This is a genomic window from Candidatus Goldiibacteriota bacterium HGW-Goldbacteria-1 (genome assembly GCA_002839855.1).
Taxonomy (GTDB): Bacteria; Oederibacteriota; PGYV01; order PGYV01; family PGYV01; genus PGYV01.
In genome coordinates this window covers 239,896-256,378 of record PGYV01000004.1, presented here as the reverse complement: position 1 = coordinate 256,378, position 16,483 = coordinate 239,896, and the positions used below count along the sequence as shown (strand labels likewise).

Below are 16,483 nucleotides of genomic sequence, written 5' to 3'. Positions count from 1 at the left end.
GTCATTGGAGCGTAAAATATGGTCAGCGGCAGCGGTAAAGAACCCGATATGGAACAGCTTGTACTTGAACAGGATGTAATTTATGAAATAAACACGGACAGCGTCATAGTTTCCTGGAACCGCGGCGCTGAATTGCTGTATGGGTGGAAAAAAACAGAGGCGGTGGGAAAAACCGCGTATGAGCTTTTTAAAACTGAATTTCACCTTAGAATGTATGAATTTATCGCGGAGACCGTAAAAAATTATATCTGGACAGGCGAGCTGTCGCAGTTTAAGCGCGACGGAACCGGAGTGATTGTTTCAAGCCACGCGATACTTCACCGTGACGACGACGGCAAACCCAAGGGTATAATATTCGTAAATTTAGACATAACCAGGTTAAAAAAAACAGCTGAAGCTTTAAAACAAAGCGAAGAAATGTTTTCGGTTACCATTAATTCCATAGGGGACGGTGTCCTTGCCACGGATACAAACGGCTGTGTCACCATACTTAACCAGGTCGCGCAGGAGCTGACCGGCTGGACACAGCGGGATGCTTTTGGAAAACAGGTGGATAAAGTATTTAATATTATAAACTATGACAGCCGCAAGCCGGCAGCAGTACCAATAATGGAAACGCTGAAATTTGGGACGGTGAAGGGGCTTGCGAATCACACTGTTCTGATTTCAAAAGATAAATCAGAACGGGATATAGCCGATTCATGCGCGCCTATTAAGGACCGCGAGGGGAAGGTAATAGGCGCCGTGCTTGTTTTCCGCGATGTCACAGAGCGCATGCAGAAAGACGCGGCCCTTGAAAAAACGCGGCTTGAACTTGCCGCTACAAAAATATCAGAAGACGCGGCAAGGGAATATGCGGAGAGCCTAATTGATACCATAAGGGAGCCACTGATAGCCCTGGACCAGGATTTAAGGGTGGTTTCGGTCAGCCGTTCTTTTTATGAATTCTTCCGGGTAAAGCCCGAAGATACGGTAGGCAAGCTTATTTACGACCTTGGCAATAAACAGTGGGATATACCAAAATTAAGGCAGCTTCTGGAAAGGATTCTGCCCCAGAAGACCACATTTGACAATTATGAAGTTGAACATGATTTTGACTTTATAGGCAGGCGCATAATGCTTTTAAACGCCCGTCAGATTATAAGGGCGGCGGGTAAAGAGAGCATAATACTGCTGGCAATTGAGGATGTAACACAGCGCAGGAATTCGGAGTACATACTTACAAAATTCAATAACGCGCTAAGGGCTATAAGTAATACGAATCAGGCGCTTATGCACGTGAAAAGCGAACAGGAATATATTAATAAAGTCTGCAGGATAATAGTGGATGACTGCGGAATGAAAATGGTATGGGTGGGTTTTACTTCCGGCAATAATCAGCGTTCTTTGATTCCCATGGCAGAAGCGGGGGATGAGGGCGGCTATCTGAAAAAACTGGGTAAAACCTGGACAAACATAAGTGAGGGAAATCACCCTGCCGAAATGGCTGTAAGAATGGGAAAGACAGTGCTGACTTTTAATATAAATAATGATGTTAATTTTGCCCCGTGGCGCACGGAAGCGTTAAAACATTCTTTCGCTTCGCTTATGGCAATACCGCTTAAGTCTGATAATAAAACTTTTGGCGTGCTTATGGTGTATTCGGCGCAGCAGGAATCTTATCCTGACGCGGAAGTGAAATTGTTTGAAGAACTGGCGTATGACCTGTCCTACGGCATTATAATGATAAGAATGCGTAAAGAGAAAACGGCTGTTGAACTTGAAGTGAAAAAAATAGCGGCTTTTCCAAAACTGGACCCGAATCCGATAAGCGAGATAGATTCCACGGGAAAACTTTACTATATAAACCCCGCTTTTAAAAAGATGTTTCCGGACGCCGCTAAAAATACCCTGCAGCACCCGTGGTTTGAGGGGATAAGCGGAATTTTTGTAAACCTTAAAGGCAGCAGAAAAAAAATAATAAAGCGCGACATAAAGGTAAACAACAAATATTATCTGCAGACTATGGTGTATATACCGGCGGAAGAAACAATACGCACTTACGGGGTGGACGTTACAAAGAAAATAAATTCAGAAAACGAAATTAAAAAACTTTACACCCACATGGAATTAAAAGTGCAGCGCCGTACGTCCGAGCTTCTTGCTTCAAAACACCTGGCAGACTTAGGCACGCTTGCGGCGACAGTGGCCCATGAACTTAGAAATCCGCTGGGCGTGATAAACCTTGCTTCGTATAATATCAGAAAAAAGGTAAAGGACAAAGACCTGCTGAAGCACCTTGCCAGCATTGATAAAAAAGTTACAGAGAGCGGGCAGATAATAAACAACCTGCTGGTTTATTCCAGGATGAAAATGCCGGAATTTGAAATGGTAAACATTCACACCCTTATTTCTGAAAGTATAGACAATGTCAGCAGGCATTTTGAAGACAAAAAAATAAAAATAAGCGCGATGATGAGCACGGTAAAAAAAGTTTATATGTGGGCGGATCCTCTGCAGATTAAGGAAGTGTTTACCAACATAATCACCAACGCGTATCAGGCAATAGAAGGCAAAGAAGGGAAAGTGACAGTAAAAGCTGCGCTGATTTCCGGAAGGCGGATAAAAGTAAGCGTAAAAGACACCGGAATAGGCATAAGTAAAGAAGACATGGGAAAAATGTTCAAGCCCTTTTTTACCAGAAAAACAAAAGGGACAGGGCTTGGGCTGTTGATATGCAGGGATATGATTAAAATGCACGACGGCACAATTGGAATTGTCAGCACGTATGGAAAGGGCAGTACTTTTACCGTGACGCTTCCTTTAAGGAGGGTTCATGGTTAAAAAAACAGTGCTTATTACCGATGATGAAAAAGATATGCGCGAGGAACTTTCCACTATTTTAAAAGGTGAAGGATATATGGTTATGCAGGCTGCCAACGGGCGTGAAGCCATTGATCTTATAAAAAAGCATAAAATAGATGTAATGCTTCTTGACCTGAAAATGCCTGTCATGACCGGTTTTGATGTCTTAAAAGTACTTGAAGCCGAAAAAAACACGATTAGAACAATAGTGCTAACCGGCAGCATACTGGGTTCCACGCTGCCGGATAAAGATGACTTAAGCTACGCTGAAAAGACAAAGATACTTAAGTTTGCAGACATTGTACTAAATAAGCCCTTTGACGTTGTAAAACTTCTTGGAAAGATAAGCATGCTGGCCGGACAGCAGTAAATTGCCGCATAAGATTTAAAACCCATCTGTAAGTATCCAAACCAAAAAATCTAAAACGCAAAACTTACCGCAAATTCGTAAAAAAACTAAACAGTAAAAGGTAATTTTTAAGCCTTTTTTTAAGCGTTTAGTTTTGTTTTCGATTTTGGCATGATTATTTTTTAAATACACCCGCCTTTTGCCGTGTTAAAACCCGCCTTGAATTAAGTCTATAAACAGTGGATTGCCGACATACCCTAAAATGCGCCGCGCCTGTATGCTTGTCATACAAACAAGGACAGGTGAAAAATATGGGCGGTAATAAAGACGGCAAGAAAGTAATAAAAGCGGTTGAAAAGCTGCCAAAGGGAAAAGCATGGGGAAAAATTGAACAGGCAAGGGAATTTGCGTATTCACTCTATGAAAAAAGGGGGTATGTACTTGGCAACGAGCTGCAGGTCTGGCTTGACGCGGATAAAAGCTCAAAAAAAAAAGTAAAGAATTGTACGAAAAGTAAGAAGCAAAAAAGATTATTTTAAAACTGAAAGTTTTCCGGGAGGAATAAAAATGAAAAAGAACCTTATAGTACTGCTGTTCCCGCTGATAGTTATAGCGGCGGCAATAGGCTGCCAGAAATCACCTACGGCGCCTGTAAGCACGCCTACTGAAACAATTAACACAGCGACGTTCACGCATACGTCAACACAGGTGATAAACACGCTGACGTTTACACAGACTTCAACTGAAGTTGTAAGTACTTCAACACACACATCAACATTTACTTCAACGGCAACAGACACATCGACTTCCACTTCAACGGCAACAGCAACAGACACATCAACATCCACATCAACGGCAACAGAAGTAGTGACAGCCACGGCTACTTCAACTTCCACAACGGCAGTGGTTTATCCGGTTGTTGAATTAGGTTCCGCATCCGCTTTCGCTGTATTTGGAGGAACCGCAGGGACTACAAACAGCGGTATTGACACAGTTATAACGGGAGATGTGGGCACAACAGGCGCTTCAACACTTGTCACAGGATTTCATGACAGCAACGCTGATATATATACAGAAACAACCCTTAATATAGGGGCGGTATCAGGTCTGGTTTACTGTGATGTACCGGCACCGGGCAGCGCGGATAAACTTGTAATTGCACAGCAGGCATGGGATGACGCTTCAACGGCATATGGTTACCTTGCGGGTTTACCGGCAGGGACTGATCCGGGAGCGGGAGAACTTGGAAATCTGGTACTGGCACCGGGAACATACACGGCGGCAGGCGGAACTTTTGGAATAACGCTGGGTGATTTGACTCTGGACGCGCAGGGCAATTCAAACGCGGTATTTGTATTCCAGATGGCAACAACGCTTACAGTAGGACAGGCAGCACAGCCACGCAGCATAATACTGATAAACAATGCAAAAGCAGCTAATGTTTACTGGCAGGTTGGAAGTTCGGCGGTTATCAACGCGGCAGGCGGCGGAACTATGGAAGGCACAATTATCTGCAACGCGGGAGCGGCTTTTTCAACGGCAGGAAACGCTGCTTTAACAGTGTTAAACGGAAGGGCATTAAGCCTTGGCGCTTCGGTAACGCTTGTAAACACAGTAATAACAGCACAGTAAGAAGAAATATGAAGTGTTTTAAAAATCAGGCAGTAGAAATAAAAAATTAAAGGAGGATGAAAATGAAAAACTTTTTAAGATTTATGCTGGTCGCGGCTATGCTGTACACTATAGCGGCAGGCTGTTCAAAAAGGGATGGTCTTACATCTCCCGCAGTTAACACACCGGTTGTGTCTGTAACATACACCTATACCGGAACATCAACAGAGGTTGTTACAGTCAATACGTCCACGCCAACCGATACGGCAACAGATATTGTGGTAAATACAAATACATATACTATGACTGCCACTGAAATTGTAATAGGAACTTTAACGGATACTGCGACACAAACCGCAACGCGGACCGCAACGCAGACAGTAACAATTTCACCAACGGTTACTGTTACATCAACAATTACAGTAACAAGTACAGCAACTGAAACAATTACAGCAACGGCAACAATTACAAGTACAACGACTGAAATACCCACCGCTTTGGCTACAGTTATAGGCGGAGTCGCGCAGGTAACACCGGTACTTGGAACATCGGCGCGTTTTGCCGTACTTTCGTTTTCGGATCTGACTAACATTCCTTCAAGTTCGATAACGGGAGACGTGGGCATAAGCCCCGGAGCAAGATCAAACATCGTAGGGCTGCTTGACGGCGACGGACAGGTTGCTTCGGGATACGCAATATACGCGTCAGATGATTTAGTGCCGGCAGGAACAGCTGCAATGCTTACACAGGCTTACGATGATGCGGGTGCGGCTTACCTTGACGCCGTAAATGCTTCACGAGGAACACCCACTTCACTTGTAGGCAATATAAACGGCCTTACGCTTGCTCCGGGATTGTATGAATCAGGTTCGTCCATAGAAATATCAGCGGGCGGAATTGTTTATCTTGACGGAATGGGCGATTCAAACGCGGTTTTCATTATTAGAAGCGCTAGCACCATCACAACAGAAAGCACCAGTCAGGTTGTCCTGACAGGCAACGCTCAGGCGCAGAATGTATTCTGGGTGGCAGGTTCAGCAATCACGCTTGGTACAAATTCTGTAATGAAAGGCACTCTGATTGCTTCAACATCCATTTCGCTTTTGAACATGGCAGACCTGAATGGCAGGGCAATTATTCAAAGCGCCTCGGCCGGACAGATTTCGCTTTCGCAGAACATTATAGTTCTTCCGTAATAACCTAATCCGGGCGGGAAAAAAATCCCGCCCGGAAAATAAAAAAAAAGGAGAGAGTAAATGAAAAAGACACTTTTAACACTGGTCTTTGCCGCAGCGGCATCAATGGCTTTTGCGCAGGAACCCATAGCAAGCGACAGCTGGGCTTTGGGGCTTGGAATTGGATATCCAAGATTTGCCTCTATCAACATTGACGCGGAAAACGTCAATTATAAGGGGTATATTTCAATACAGCGCAACTTTTCTGAACATATTGGATTAAGGTTAAAAGGGGCATTTTCGCACATGGAAGGCAGTTACACAAATTTGGCAGCAGAGCTTATTAATCAGTCAACAAATCTGATAACGGGTGACCTTGATATGCTGTTCTATCCCGTGCCCTGCGAAGAAATATCGCCTTATATCTTAGGCGGAGTTGGGGCAAGCTACAAGATGATAAACAATCCGCAGACTGTAATACCGGATGAAAATGACATGGGAGCCCAGCTTAATCTTGGCGTTGGCGTGGATTTTACGGTTGCGCAGGATGTAAAACTTACAACCGAATTTGGATACCATATTTCCGACGGCTCATCGCTTGACGGCACCATAGTTCCGGGAGAGGTAAACGCTCAGGATTCCCATCTTACTTTCACAATCGGCGTTAATTTTATCTTTGGAAAAGGGGAACCATCTGAACTGTGTGAAAAGTGCGGACCGTCATACATACAGGGAGACGGACAGGCAGACGGAATGACAAAACAGGAAAGGGACCGCCTGATATACAACAGCAAGGTGGTTGACAGGTATATTCTTTCGCTTGCAAATGACAAACTGGTACTGGTTGGGGTCAATTTTGCTTTTGATGAATCCACCCTTCTGCCGGAGTCATACGCCGTGCTTAACAAAACGGTTAAACTGATGAAAGAAAAACCTGAAATGAAAGTGGAGATATCGGGATACACGGATTATGTGGGATCCAGTAATTACAATATAGAACTTTCAAGGGACAGGGCGAATACTGTTAAAAAATACCTTGTATCAAAAGGAATATCAGAAAAAAGGCTTTCAATTGTAAGTGAAGGCCAGGGCGGTTCGGCTTTTGACAATAAGACTGCAGAAGGCAGGGAAATGAACAGAAAAGTAATGCTTAGAATAATTAAGTAAAAAAACAAGGAGCTTGAAAATGAAAAAAATAATTTTAACGGCGGCGGGATTGTCGCTTGCAATCGCACTGTCAGTATTTTCGGCAGGATGTAACAGTTCAAATCCGTCATCACCGGCGGCAACAGCAACAGTAATACCCACGCCTATCGCAACAACCACAGGCGCGGTAGGCCAGGCGGCAGTGATACTTGGAACAGCTTCGGTATATGCCATACTTTCAAATTCGGCAATAACCAATATTCCAAGTTCTTCAATTACGGGAGATGTGGGTTTAAGCCCGGGTGTAAGGTCGGATATTTCCGGACTTACAGCTCCGGAAGTAAACGGCGGGATTTACGCTTCGGATGATTCGCTTGCGGTGGCAAATATGCTGACTGCGGCCAAGACAGACGCGCTTGCCGCGTATAATGACGCGGTAGATTCAGGAAGAGGAACGCCCACATCCATATCAGGCAACTTAAATGGGCTTACGCTTGCTCCGGGACTGTATGAATCGGGATCTTCAATTGAAATATCACCGGGCGGTTTTCTGTACCTTGACGCGCAGGGGGATTCTAACGGAATATTTGTATTCCGCAGCGCCACATCCATCACCACTGAAAGTACAAGCGAAGTTGTACTTGCCGGCGGAGCGCAGGCAAAGAATATATTCTGGGTGGCAGGTTCAGCCATTACTTTAGGGACAGACAGCAAGATGAAAGGCACGCTTATTGCAAGCACTTCCATATCATTACTTACACGTGCAAGGCTTGACGGCCAGGCTATGGTACAGGGAGCGGCAGCAGGGCAGGTTTCTTTGGATCAGGCAACAATAGTAAAACAATAGTAAATGTGTACCGGGCGGGTTTTACCCCGCCCGGAAAAAAAAACGGGGAGAAAAGTAAATGAAAAAATTTTTAGCAGCAGCAATGATTGTATGTGTTTTTGCTTTACCGGCAATTGCGGAAGATGCAGTAAACAATGAAGACAAGCCGTACAAGACTATAAATGTGGGTTTAGACATTGATTACACAATGCCCGCCATGAATCAGTTGAACGCGCAGCTAAACGACGGCGGAAGTAATGTTAGAGAAATGAACGCGGGAATAGCGATGATGCTGAATGTTGACGCGGCAATGGCTCCGTTTATTATGGTCGGGTTAAGGGGCGGTTATATTTACTGCCTTCCGGCAGGTGCTGATTACCTGTTTGAAACAGTTAAACAGACCATAAACGCGGGGCTTATACCGGTTGAAATAGGCGTAATTACAAATTTCAGCATGGCATCAACTCCTATTTCCATAATGGCCGGTATTTACGGCGGGTATGGTTTTGCTTTAGCGTCATACGAAACAAAATATGACATACTTGGAGTGACCGCGGAATCCGTACAGCCGTTTGACGGTGCGGGATTTGTAGGCGAGTTAATGGGAAAAGTAAATTACGAAATGGTATCAGGCATCAATGTTAACATTAACGCAGGCTACAGGCTTGCAAAAATTATGCAGCTTAAGCAGTCTAAGGATGTAAGTTATACCGATTCGCTTGGTATTTCACATTCGGCGGGTGAAAAGGGAGATGTACTTAAAGATTCAGATAACACAGATATGGCTTATGATTTCAGCGGCTTTAATATTGGTGTAGGGGTAAGTTTGGGGTTTTAGTACTGCCTGTGTGGGCGCAGCTTAAAGCTGCGCCCACGATAATAAAAAAGGAGAGGATAAATGAAACCACTTAAAATTAAAGGGAGCTTAAAAGAACTGGCGGGAAAATTAAAACAGCAGTACGCGAATTTAACCGATGATGACCTTCTTTTTGTTGAAGGAAAAGAAGAAGAACTGCTTGGAAAACTGGAAAAAAAGCTTGGTAAATCAAAGGCGGAAATACGCAAGGTGATAGAAAAAATATGAAAAAAATAGTGATAGTTTTGGCTGTTTTATTTTTAATGTCAGCAGTGCCTGCCGGTGCTGCTTACAATAGCGGAATAGGCTTTTACGGAAACCTTGCCGGCAACGGTACAGGCGCCGGAGGCGGAGCAGGCTTAACTTTAAGGTACGGACAGTTTCCCGTATTGGGAATAGAGTGGAATTTTATGCCCAAAGCTTCGCTTATAGGCGTCAGCCTTGACGCCTGGCTTGTAAATCACTTTATTGCGGAAAGGCTTGCCTATTATATCGGCATAGGCGGCTACGCTGCAATTACGGGAGGCGCCCCAAATACTTTTCATTTTGGCGGAAGGGTGCCTGTAGGGCTGCAGTTATTTCCTATAGACCCTTTGGAAATATTTTTAGAAGTATCACCCATGATTATTCTTGTCCCGGCCATTGACTGGACTTTATCAGCAAGGCTTGGATTCAGAATATTATATTAACAGGGGGATAAAAAAGGTGGATAAAAAAACGATGAACACTCTTTTTACTATAGGTATTATCTTTCTTGTTTTATGGGCGCTTGGGCTTGTAACTTCTTATACGCTTGGCGGGGCAATACATATTTTATTTGTCCTTGCCGTCATACTAATTATTGTATGGCTTTTGAAAGGCGGAAAGAAACTGTAAAACAAATACGCATTGCGCTGTGTTCCGGCAGTTTAAGGGGCGGAACCGGCGTGATGTTTTTTGTTAATAACCGGCCTGCCGGATAAAAATATTGCAGGCAACGGTATTTTAGCGGCAAAAGGGAATTAAATGTTTTTCAGGGTTAATACACGCTGGGCAAAGATAAGGCGGTTTTTAAGCATAGACGCATGGATGGTAAAACTGCTCAGGCTGTCCGTGATAAAAGAACAGTCGGCAAAACCGGGAGCGGTGATAATACAGATAGACGGTTTAAGCCATGCGGAATTCACCAGGGCTTTGCAGCACAACGAAATGCCGCACCTGAAAATGCTTTTAAAAAGGGAAGGCTGCAAAGAGTATAAACATTACAGCGGGCAGCCTTCAAGCACGCCTGCCGTGCAGGGGGAACTTTTTTACGGCGTGAAAACATGCGTTCCGGCGTTCAATTTTAAGGATAAAAAAACAGGGATTTTATTTAATATGTTTAATCCCGCGCACGCCGTGAAGGTGGAAAAACGAATCAGGAATAAAGGCATCCCCCTTCTTAAGGGCGGAAGCGCCTATGGAAATATTTTTACCGGGGGCGCAGATGAGGCGCATTTTTGTGTTTCTGCCATAGGGTGGAAAACTCTTTTCTCGGCGGCAAACCCGGTTGCAATAGGTATTTTTACGCTGATGCACCTTCATATAATACTCAGGGGCGCTGTCCTGGCAGCCATGGAATTAACGCTTGCAATTATAGATTCTATACGGGGTTCCCTGCTTGGAAAAAACCTGTTTCATGAAATAAAATACATCCCATTAAGGGTAATTGCCTGCGTGATTATGCGGGAAGTTATAGGCGTGGGCGCCAAGATAGATATAGCCCGGGGAATAAGGGTGATACACATGAACTTTGCCGGTTATGACGAACAGGCCCACCACCGCGGGCCCAAATCACGGTTTGCGCACTGGTCGCTTCGCGCCGTAGACAGCGTTATAAGGATAATCTGGAAAGCCGCCAAACGCTCGCCGTTAAGGGATTATGATGTGATTGTTTATTCTGACCACGGGCAGGAAGAAGCATCTTATTACGGGGAACTGCATGGGCGCCCTGTGCAGGAAGCGGTTAATGAAGTAATTAAAACTGAAACATCAATTGACTGTGTTAATACGCAGCCGGAGCCGCCCGGCGGATACCCGCTGAATCAGATGGATAAAGGCAGAATGAAAAAAATGCAGCGCGTTGAAATGCAGGAAAATATTAAAACTTCCAGATACGCTGCCATAACCGCGCTTGGGCCTGTGGGGCATATTTATACTCCGGCAAAATTAAAAATGAAAGAAAAAATGAAAATAGCAAAGTCGCTTGCCGCGAACGCGAAAATACCCATGGTGCTTATACGGGCGGGGCGCGGCAGGGCTTATGTCTGGAACGAAACCGGGAAACACGTGCTTCCGCAAAACGCGGCAGCCGTGCTTGGCAAAAGCCATCCGTTTCTTAAAAGAACCGCAAAAGACCTGGCGGATTTGTGCGGACATAAAGATGCCGGGGATATAATTTTATGCGGGATGAAACCTGACGGCAAAACAGTCACTTTTTATAATGAACGCGGAAGCCATGGAGGGCCGGGAGCCAATGAAACTTCCGGGTTTGCCATTTTTCCGCCGGATATAAGCCTGCCTGATACTGCTGATATTGATAACCAGGCAATACGCGCTGCTGTGTTTAGGTCGCTTAACCGCGGCAACGGGACGGCGTCGCTGATTTCAAAAATTGAAGCTCCGAATAAAAGAGAACTGAGATTAAAAATTATGAGCTACAACGTTCATTCCTGCAGGGGCCGTGACGGGAAGGTAAACCCGGAGCAAATTGCCAAAGTTATAGCCATGCACAATCCTGATATTATCGCGCTGCAGGAAATTGATACGCGTGACAATGTTGAGCAGGCAAAAATAATAGCCGGCCTTCTTTCCATGAATTTTTATTACCATTCAAGCGTAATGCTTAAAGCCGGTTTTCACGGCAATGCAGTCTTAAGCAGGTTTAACATGAAACTTATAAAGAGAGGTTCGCTTCCGGCACTTATAAGGACGCCTTTTCTGGAACAACGCGGCGTCCTTTGGGTGGAAATAAACGCGCATGGCAGAAAAATACAGGTATTAAACACACATTTAAGCCTGTTTGCGCCTGAAGGCATGATGCAGGCAAAGTATCTGCTTGGTAAAGAATGGCTTGGCGCCATAGGCGCGTTGTCCCCGGTTATATTATGCGGGGATTTTAATTCGCGGATAAATTCGCGGATATACTGTGCTTTTGAAAAGCGCCTTAGCAGCATACATTTTCACGCCCCGGGTTTTGGCCATCTTAAGACATTTCCAAGTGTTTTTCCGCTGGGGCTTGTTGACCATATATTTCTTGGCAAAGGCGTAAAGGCAGAGACGATAGAAACGCCGCGCACAGCGCTTGAAAAAGCAGCTTCGGATCATCTGCCGCTGATAGCGGTTGTAAAGGTGGAAAAGATAAGGTAACAGGCTGCTTTAACCTGCTGAAATAAGTCCATATAAAGCGGACATGCGCTATTCATAATTTTCATCATGCAGGTTATTCTTGATATGCAGGGTTCTGATAAAAGGTTTAAAACGGGCAATAATAGGAGCGAAAATATGTGCGCGCAGGATGAAGAAATGGAAGATGTGGAAACGCTTATCGGTTTAATCGGGAATGACGACATGACAATACGTCAGCGGGCAAGGCGCGCGCTGGTGGAAATTGGAGCGCCGGCAATAGGGCATCTTGGAAGGGCACTGAAAGGATTTTCCACCAAAGAGATAAGGTGGGAAGCTGTAATGGCTTTAGGCACTATAAATCATCCGGAAGTGATTAAGCATCTGGTGATGGAACTGGAAGATATTTTTCCGGATACCGCGTGGGCGGCAGCGGAAGGGTTAAAAAAATTTAAAAAACTGGCGTGGCCGATTCTGCTTAAAATGCTTGTTGAAAGGGGCGAAAATTCGCCGCTTTTAAGGCAGGGGGTATATCACGTGCTGACAAACCAGAAAGACCCGGAATTTGATGAACTTCTGCAGGCGCTTTTAAAAGATCTGGAAACGTCCACCGCGCCTGACCTGAAACTGTCCGCAGCCGGAGATATTTTAAAAAAAATGAAGCTGCAGAATTGAAAATAACAGGCTTTAAAGCCGCACAGCCTAAGGAGTATTTTAAATGCTTAACAGCGTAAAAAATTTAAAGGGCTATAAATTGAAATGTACTGACGGTGAGATAGGCGAAGTGGATGAATTCTATTTTGACGACAGGTTCTGGGTTGTACGCTACCTGGTGGCTTCAACCGGGCAGGATTCTTTAAAAAAGCAGGTTCTGATATCACCTTGTGCTTTAAAAGAAGTTACAAGGGAAGATAAAAATATATATATACAACTGACGAAAAAGCAGGTTGAAGACGCGCCTTCTGTGGACGCGGATAAACCCGTAACACGGCAGTTTGAAGAGGATTATTACCATTTTTTTGGCTGGCCGGTTTACTGGAACGGCTCTTCAATATTAGACAATGCGGAAAAAAATACGGAATCACAGCCTGACACCAATAAGGTCTGGAATCCGAACCTTCGCGGGACAAAATATGTCACCGGCTACAACGTACATGCCGAAGAGGGACAAATGGGAAAGGTTGAAGATTTTATCATTGATGATGAGGTCTGGGCGATACGTTATCTGGTAATAAGCCTGGGCAAGTGGTTTGCGGACAAAAAAGTTCTTGTGTCCCCGCACTGGATAGAAAGCGTAAGTTTTGAAGAACTTAAAGTACACCTTAACCTTAAAATGAATGATGTAAAAGAATCTCCGGAATATACCCCGGAAACAATGCCTGACAGAAATTATGAAGAAAGGCTGCACCTGCATTACAAAAGGCAGGGTTACTGGAGGGATGACGGGCAGGCACATGAAGGTTAATGAAGTTTTAATAAATTAAGTATCTAAATAAGGCACCTAATATTAAAAAAACAGAAAGGAGGGGCAGATATGAGAAGGTCTGATTATGCGTTCGGAGGAATAGGAGTAGGAAGTGTTATCGCCATTATTCTTATGTGGCAGGTTCATCATTCCATACTGTGGTGTATTTTAGGAGCTTTTTTAAGCTGGTTTTATGTGGCGTTTTATGTTTTAAGGTATTACTTAAATTTGATTTAAAATTGAAATACAGGGAGGTTTTATGCGTAAATTATTTGTTTTAACCGTAATTGCACTGGCTTTTGCTTCTGCTTCTTTTGCCGCTTTTAATATCTCGGTTAGCGGCGGGTATTCTTACTCTTCAATGGAAAGTATGAATTCGTACTGGGAAACTATTAAAACTGACGCTGCAGCCTACACGACAACGTCAAACGCAAACTGGAAAGGGTATGGCAACGGGATATTTGGAAACGTTGACCTTAGCGTGAATCTTGATACCAATATCATGGCCGGCATAAGGACGGGCGTACAGTACATATTTCCGTCAACATATACCGGATACAGGCTTATAAATGTTCCGCCTTTGACCTGGATGTACACTGAAACATCAATTGCCAATTACCTTATACCTGTTATGGCGGGCTTAAACTTTTATATGCCGCTGGGCACTGAATCTGCCGTGGCATTAAGCGCGGGAGTATACGCGGGCTGGGGACTTGCGTACTGCGAACAGACTACTTCATACAATAACAGCCCGGATGTCCGTACGCTTTACGGTGCAAACGGTTTTGTGGCTGATTTGTCCGCGAAAGCTGAAATGAAAATCCTTCCATTCCTGTCTGTAAGTTTAAATGGCGGCTACAGGTTTGCCAAAATGACAAGCTTTAAAAATGTGGAAAGCGTAAGCGCGGAAGTGCCGGGTTACGGGCTTTACGTAATTCCGTCAGACGACCCGTTCAGTGATAACGAAGGAAAACCGGTTGAAGTGGATTTTTCGGGTATAAACATCGGCGTGGGCGTTAATTTAATTTTCTAAAAACAGCGCTTAACAGTGCATAAAAAGAGGAAAAAATGAGAAAAAAATTGTTGATGACAGTTATAGCGCTTTTTGCCTTTGTAACAATTGTTTCTGCTGATGTAAGCATTGCTGGCCATTCTGCCGCGGGCGGCGCGTACGCGGGTTCAAGGGGCCTTGGATTGGGAATTGTACTTGGTGTGGTAAACGGGCTTAGCGTCAAGAATTGGACAAGTGGAAATACAGCGTTTCAGTTTGACGCAACGTGGGACCTTAATTACGGCGGCGTGGGTTTTGGAGCCGCATACCTGATACATGATTTTAGCATCATCAGGGCGGATGACAATAAATTCCCGCTTTATTTTGGAATAAAAGGCTGGGCAGCGTTGGCGCACGGCGGGCTGGCGGCAGGAATACAGGTTCCGCTTGGAATAGCCTGGATACCAAGGGATGCTCCGATAGATGTTTTTCTGCAGATTGAACCCGGCATAAGCGTAGTTCCGGCGGTAAGGTTTACCGGCGGCGGCGGGCTGGGTATAAGATTCTGGTTTAATTAACTTCAGGGCGTTTTTTTGAGGGGGGATACTTCCTGCATATCTTTTAAAAGGATATGCAGGAAGGTAAGCATTAATCATAGGGTTTTTCAATTATGGCACCTGTCTACGGTTATCTTTTAAGATAATTTAAATTTTTTTTATAAATGGCCTTTGGATAAAAGAAGATAAAAAGGGGAATGCGGCTGTTACAAAGCGCCGTCCGCGGGTATATCATTAATATAAGCGGGATTTTGATGCTGCACAGGAAAAAAAGCCGCGCCGGAGGTTTTATGAAAAAAATTCTTATTTTTTTTGCTGCGGTATATTTTTTAACGGGGTATGCTTTTGGAAGTGTTAATCCTGAACAGAAAAAAGCGGAAATTGACGGAGATAAATATTTTACCGCCGGCAAAACAAGTTTTCGCGCTGATAAATCCATAAAAAGCATAAATTCCGCTATTGCGTCCTATGATAAGGCGCTGGGCGGCGGAAAAATAAATCCTGCCATTATGGTTAAGTATGTTGACGCCTGCGATTTTAAACACCGCTATTTTACCAAAAAATCTTCTGATAAGAAAAAAGCCTATGAAGCGCTGATAAAACGGTTTGAATCTTCTGATAAGAAGCTTTTAAAAACCGCGGAATATAACTATGTTATGGCGCTGCTTTGGGGCAGGCGGGGGGAAATAACCCAGAATGTGATGGACAACAGCAATAAGGATGTTGCTGAAAAAATAAAGTTTTACGGAGAAGAACTTTACCGCATTGATAAAAATTACAGCGGTTCATTTGCCTGCAAGATACTGGGCAGGCTGCATTATATGTCGCCCAACATACCGGTTTTTTTCGGATGGCCGGATAAAAATAAATCAAAGTCCTATCTTACAGAGTTTTTAAAGGCCAATCCGGCAGACACCGAAGGGGGGATGTTTCTGGCTGACACCCTTTGGGAAATGGGCGATACCAAAGGCGCGAAAGAGCTGTATATAAAAACAGCGGCGTTTATACCCGATAAAGAAAACCGTTATTATGCCAAAGCTTCTGTGAAAGCCCATAAAAAACGTATGAAAAAACTGAATATTGCCCTTAAATAATAAATTTTATATTTGGGTTTTTAAATCTGATAAAAGTCAATAAAAAAGGGAATCATGGCATAACTAAATGTATTTACTGTGTGTATGCTTGTTTAAGGAAAGAATTACAGTTCTTATTGTAAATGGAGGGAATTATGTCTTTTAAAAAACCGCTTTTTGGAATACAGTTTTTTCAGAATATTCGGCAAAGAAAGCCCGGCAGCTTT

17 protein-coding genes are annotated in these 16,483 nt (G+C 44.0%); all 17 read left to right on the top strand.

Annotated elements, in window-relative coordinates:
• The first annotated feature begins 18 nt into the window (after positions 1 to 18).
• Positions 19 to 2,823: a hypothetical protein gene (locus CVV21_04980; GenBank protein PKL92106.1), complete on the top strand. Its 2,805-nt coding sequence runs from the start codon at positions 19 to 21 to the stop codon at positions 2,821 to 2,823.
• Positions 2,816 to 3,214: a hypothetical protein gene (locus tag CVV21_04975; protein ID PKL92105.1), complete on the top strand. Its 399-nt coding sequence runs from the start codon at positions 2,816 to 2,818 to the stop codon at positions 3,212 to 3,214. Before CVV21_04980 ends, CVV21_04975 begins: the two co-directional genes overlap by 8 nt.
• A gap of 290 nt (positions 3,215 to 3,504) precedes the next feature.
• The gene (locus CVV21_04970) at positions 3,505 to 3,732 is read left to right on the top strand and encodes a hypothetical protein (GenBank protein PKL92104.1); all 228 of its coding nucleotides are present in this window, start codon (positions 3,505 to 3,507) and stop codon (positions 3,730 to 3,732) included.
• Positions 3,733 to 3,760: 28 nt separating this feature from the next.
• A complete protein-coding gene (locus CVV21_04965; protein PKL92103.1) occupies positions 3,761 to 4,825 on the top strand; it encodes a hypothetical protein in 1,065 nt (354 codons plus the stop codon).
• Positions 4,826 to 4,881: 56 nt separating this feature from the next.
• Complete coding sequence (locus tag CVV21_04960) at positions 4,882 to 6,000, top strand: hypothetical protein (GenBank protein PKL92102.1); 1,119 nt, start codon at positions 4,882 to 4,884, stop codon at positions 5,998 to 6,000.
• Between the two features lie 60 nt (positions 6,001 to 6,060).
• Positions 6,061 to 7,146 carry a hypothetical protein gene (locus CVV21_04955; GenBank protein ID PKL92101.1) on the top strand — a complete coding sequence of 362 codons (1,086 nt, stop codon included), beginning with the start codon at positions 6,061 to 6,063 and terminating at the stop codon, positions 7,144 to 7,146.
• 19 nt (positions 7,147 to 7,165) lie between these two features.
• The gene (locus tag CVV21_04950) at positions 7,166 to 7,972 is read left to right on the top strand and encodes a hypothetical protein (protein PKL92100.1); all 807 of its coding nucleotides are present in this window, start codon (positions 7,166 to 7,168) and stop codon (positions 7,970 to 7,972) included.
• Positions 7,973 to 8,030: 58 nt separating this feature from the next.
• Positions 8,031 to 8,789, top strand: a complete 759-nt coding sequence (locus CVV21_04945) for a hypothetical protein (protein PKL92099.1) — start codon at positions 8,031 to 8,033, stop codon at positions 8,787 to 8,789.
• A gap of 60 nt (positions 8,790 to 8,849) precedes the next feature.
• On the top strand, positions 8,850 to 9,035 hold the full coding sequence (locus CVV21_04940) for a general stress protein CsbD (protein PKL92098.1): 186 nt from the start codon (positions 8,850 to 8,852) through the stop codon (positions 9,033 to 9,035).
• Complete coding sequence (locus tag CVV21_04935) at positions 9,032 to 9,496, top strand: hypothetical protein (GenBank protein PKL92097.1); 465 nt, start codon at positions 9,032 to 9,034, stop codon at positions 9,494 to 9,496. The genes CVV21_04940 and CVV21_04935 overlap by 4 nt, the downstream gene beginning before the upstream one ends.
• Positions 9,474 to 9,683 carry a hypothetical protein gene (locus CVV21_04930; GenBank protein ID PKL92096.1) on the top strand — a complete coding sequence of 70 codons (210 nt, stop codon included), beginning with the start codon at positions 9,474 to 9,476 and terminating at the stop codon, positions 9,681 to 9,683. The genes CVV21_04935 and CVV21_04930 overlap by 23 nt, the downstream gene beginning before the upstream one ends.
• A 129-nt stretch (positions 9,684 to 9,812) precedes the next feature.
• The gene (locus tag CVV21_04925; GenBank protein PKL92095.1) at positions 9,813 to 12,194 is read left to right on the top strand and encodes a hypothetical protein; all 2,382 of its coding nucleotides are present in this window, start codon (positions 9,813 to 9,815) and stop codon (positions 12,192 to 12,194) included.
• A 66-nt stretch (positions 12,195 to 12,260) separates the two neighbouring features.
• Entirely contained in the window at positions 12,261 to 12,845 is a 585-nt protein-coding gene (locus CVV21_04920) for a hypothetical protein (GenBank protein PKL92094.1), read from the top strand.
• Positions 12,846 to 12,888: 43 nt separating this feature from the next.
• Entirely contained in the window at positions 12,889 to 13,635 is a 747-nt protein-coding gene (locus CVV21_04915; protein PKL92093.1) for a photosystem reaction center subunit H, read from the top strand.
• A 259-nt stretch (positions 13,636 to 13,894) separates the two neighbouring features.
• Complete coding sequence (locus CVV21_04910) at positions 13,895 to 14,668, top strand: hypothetical protein (protein PKL92092.1); 774 nt, start codon at positions 13,895 to 13,897, stop codon at positions 14,666 to 14,668.
• Between the two features lie 35 nt (positions 14,669 to 14,703).
• Positions 14,704 to 15,204 (top strand): hypothetical protein, encoded by a 501-nt coding sequence (locus tag CVV21_04905; GenBank protein ID PKL92091.1) that lies wholly within the window; start codon positions 14,704 to 14,706, stop codon positions 15,202 to 15,204.
• Positions 15,205 to 15,437: 233 nt separating this feature from the next.
• Positions 15,438 to 16,277, top strand: a complete 840-nt coding sequence (locus CVV21_04900) for a hypothetical protein (protein ID PKL92090.1) — start codon at positions 15,438 to 15,440, stop codon at positions 16,275 to 16,277.
• Positions 16,278 to 16,483 lie beyond the last annotated feature (206 nt).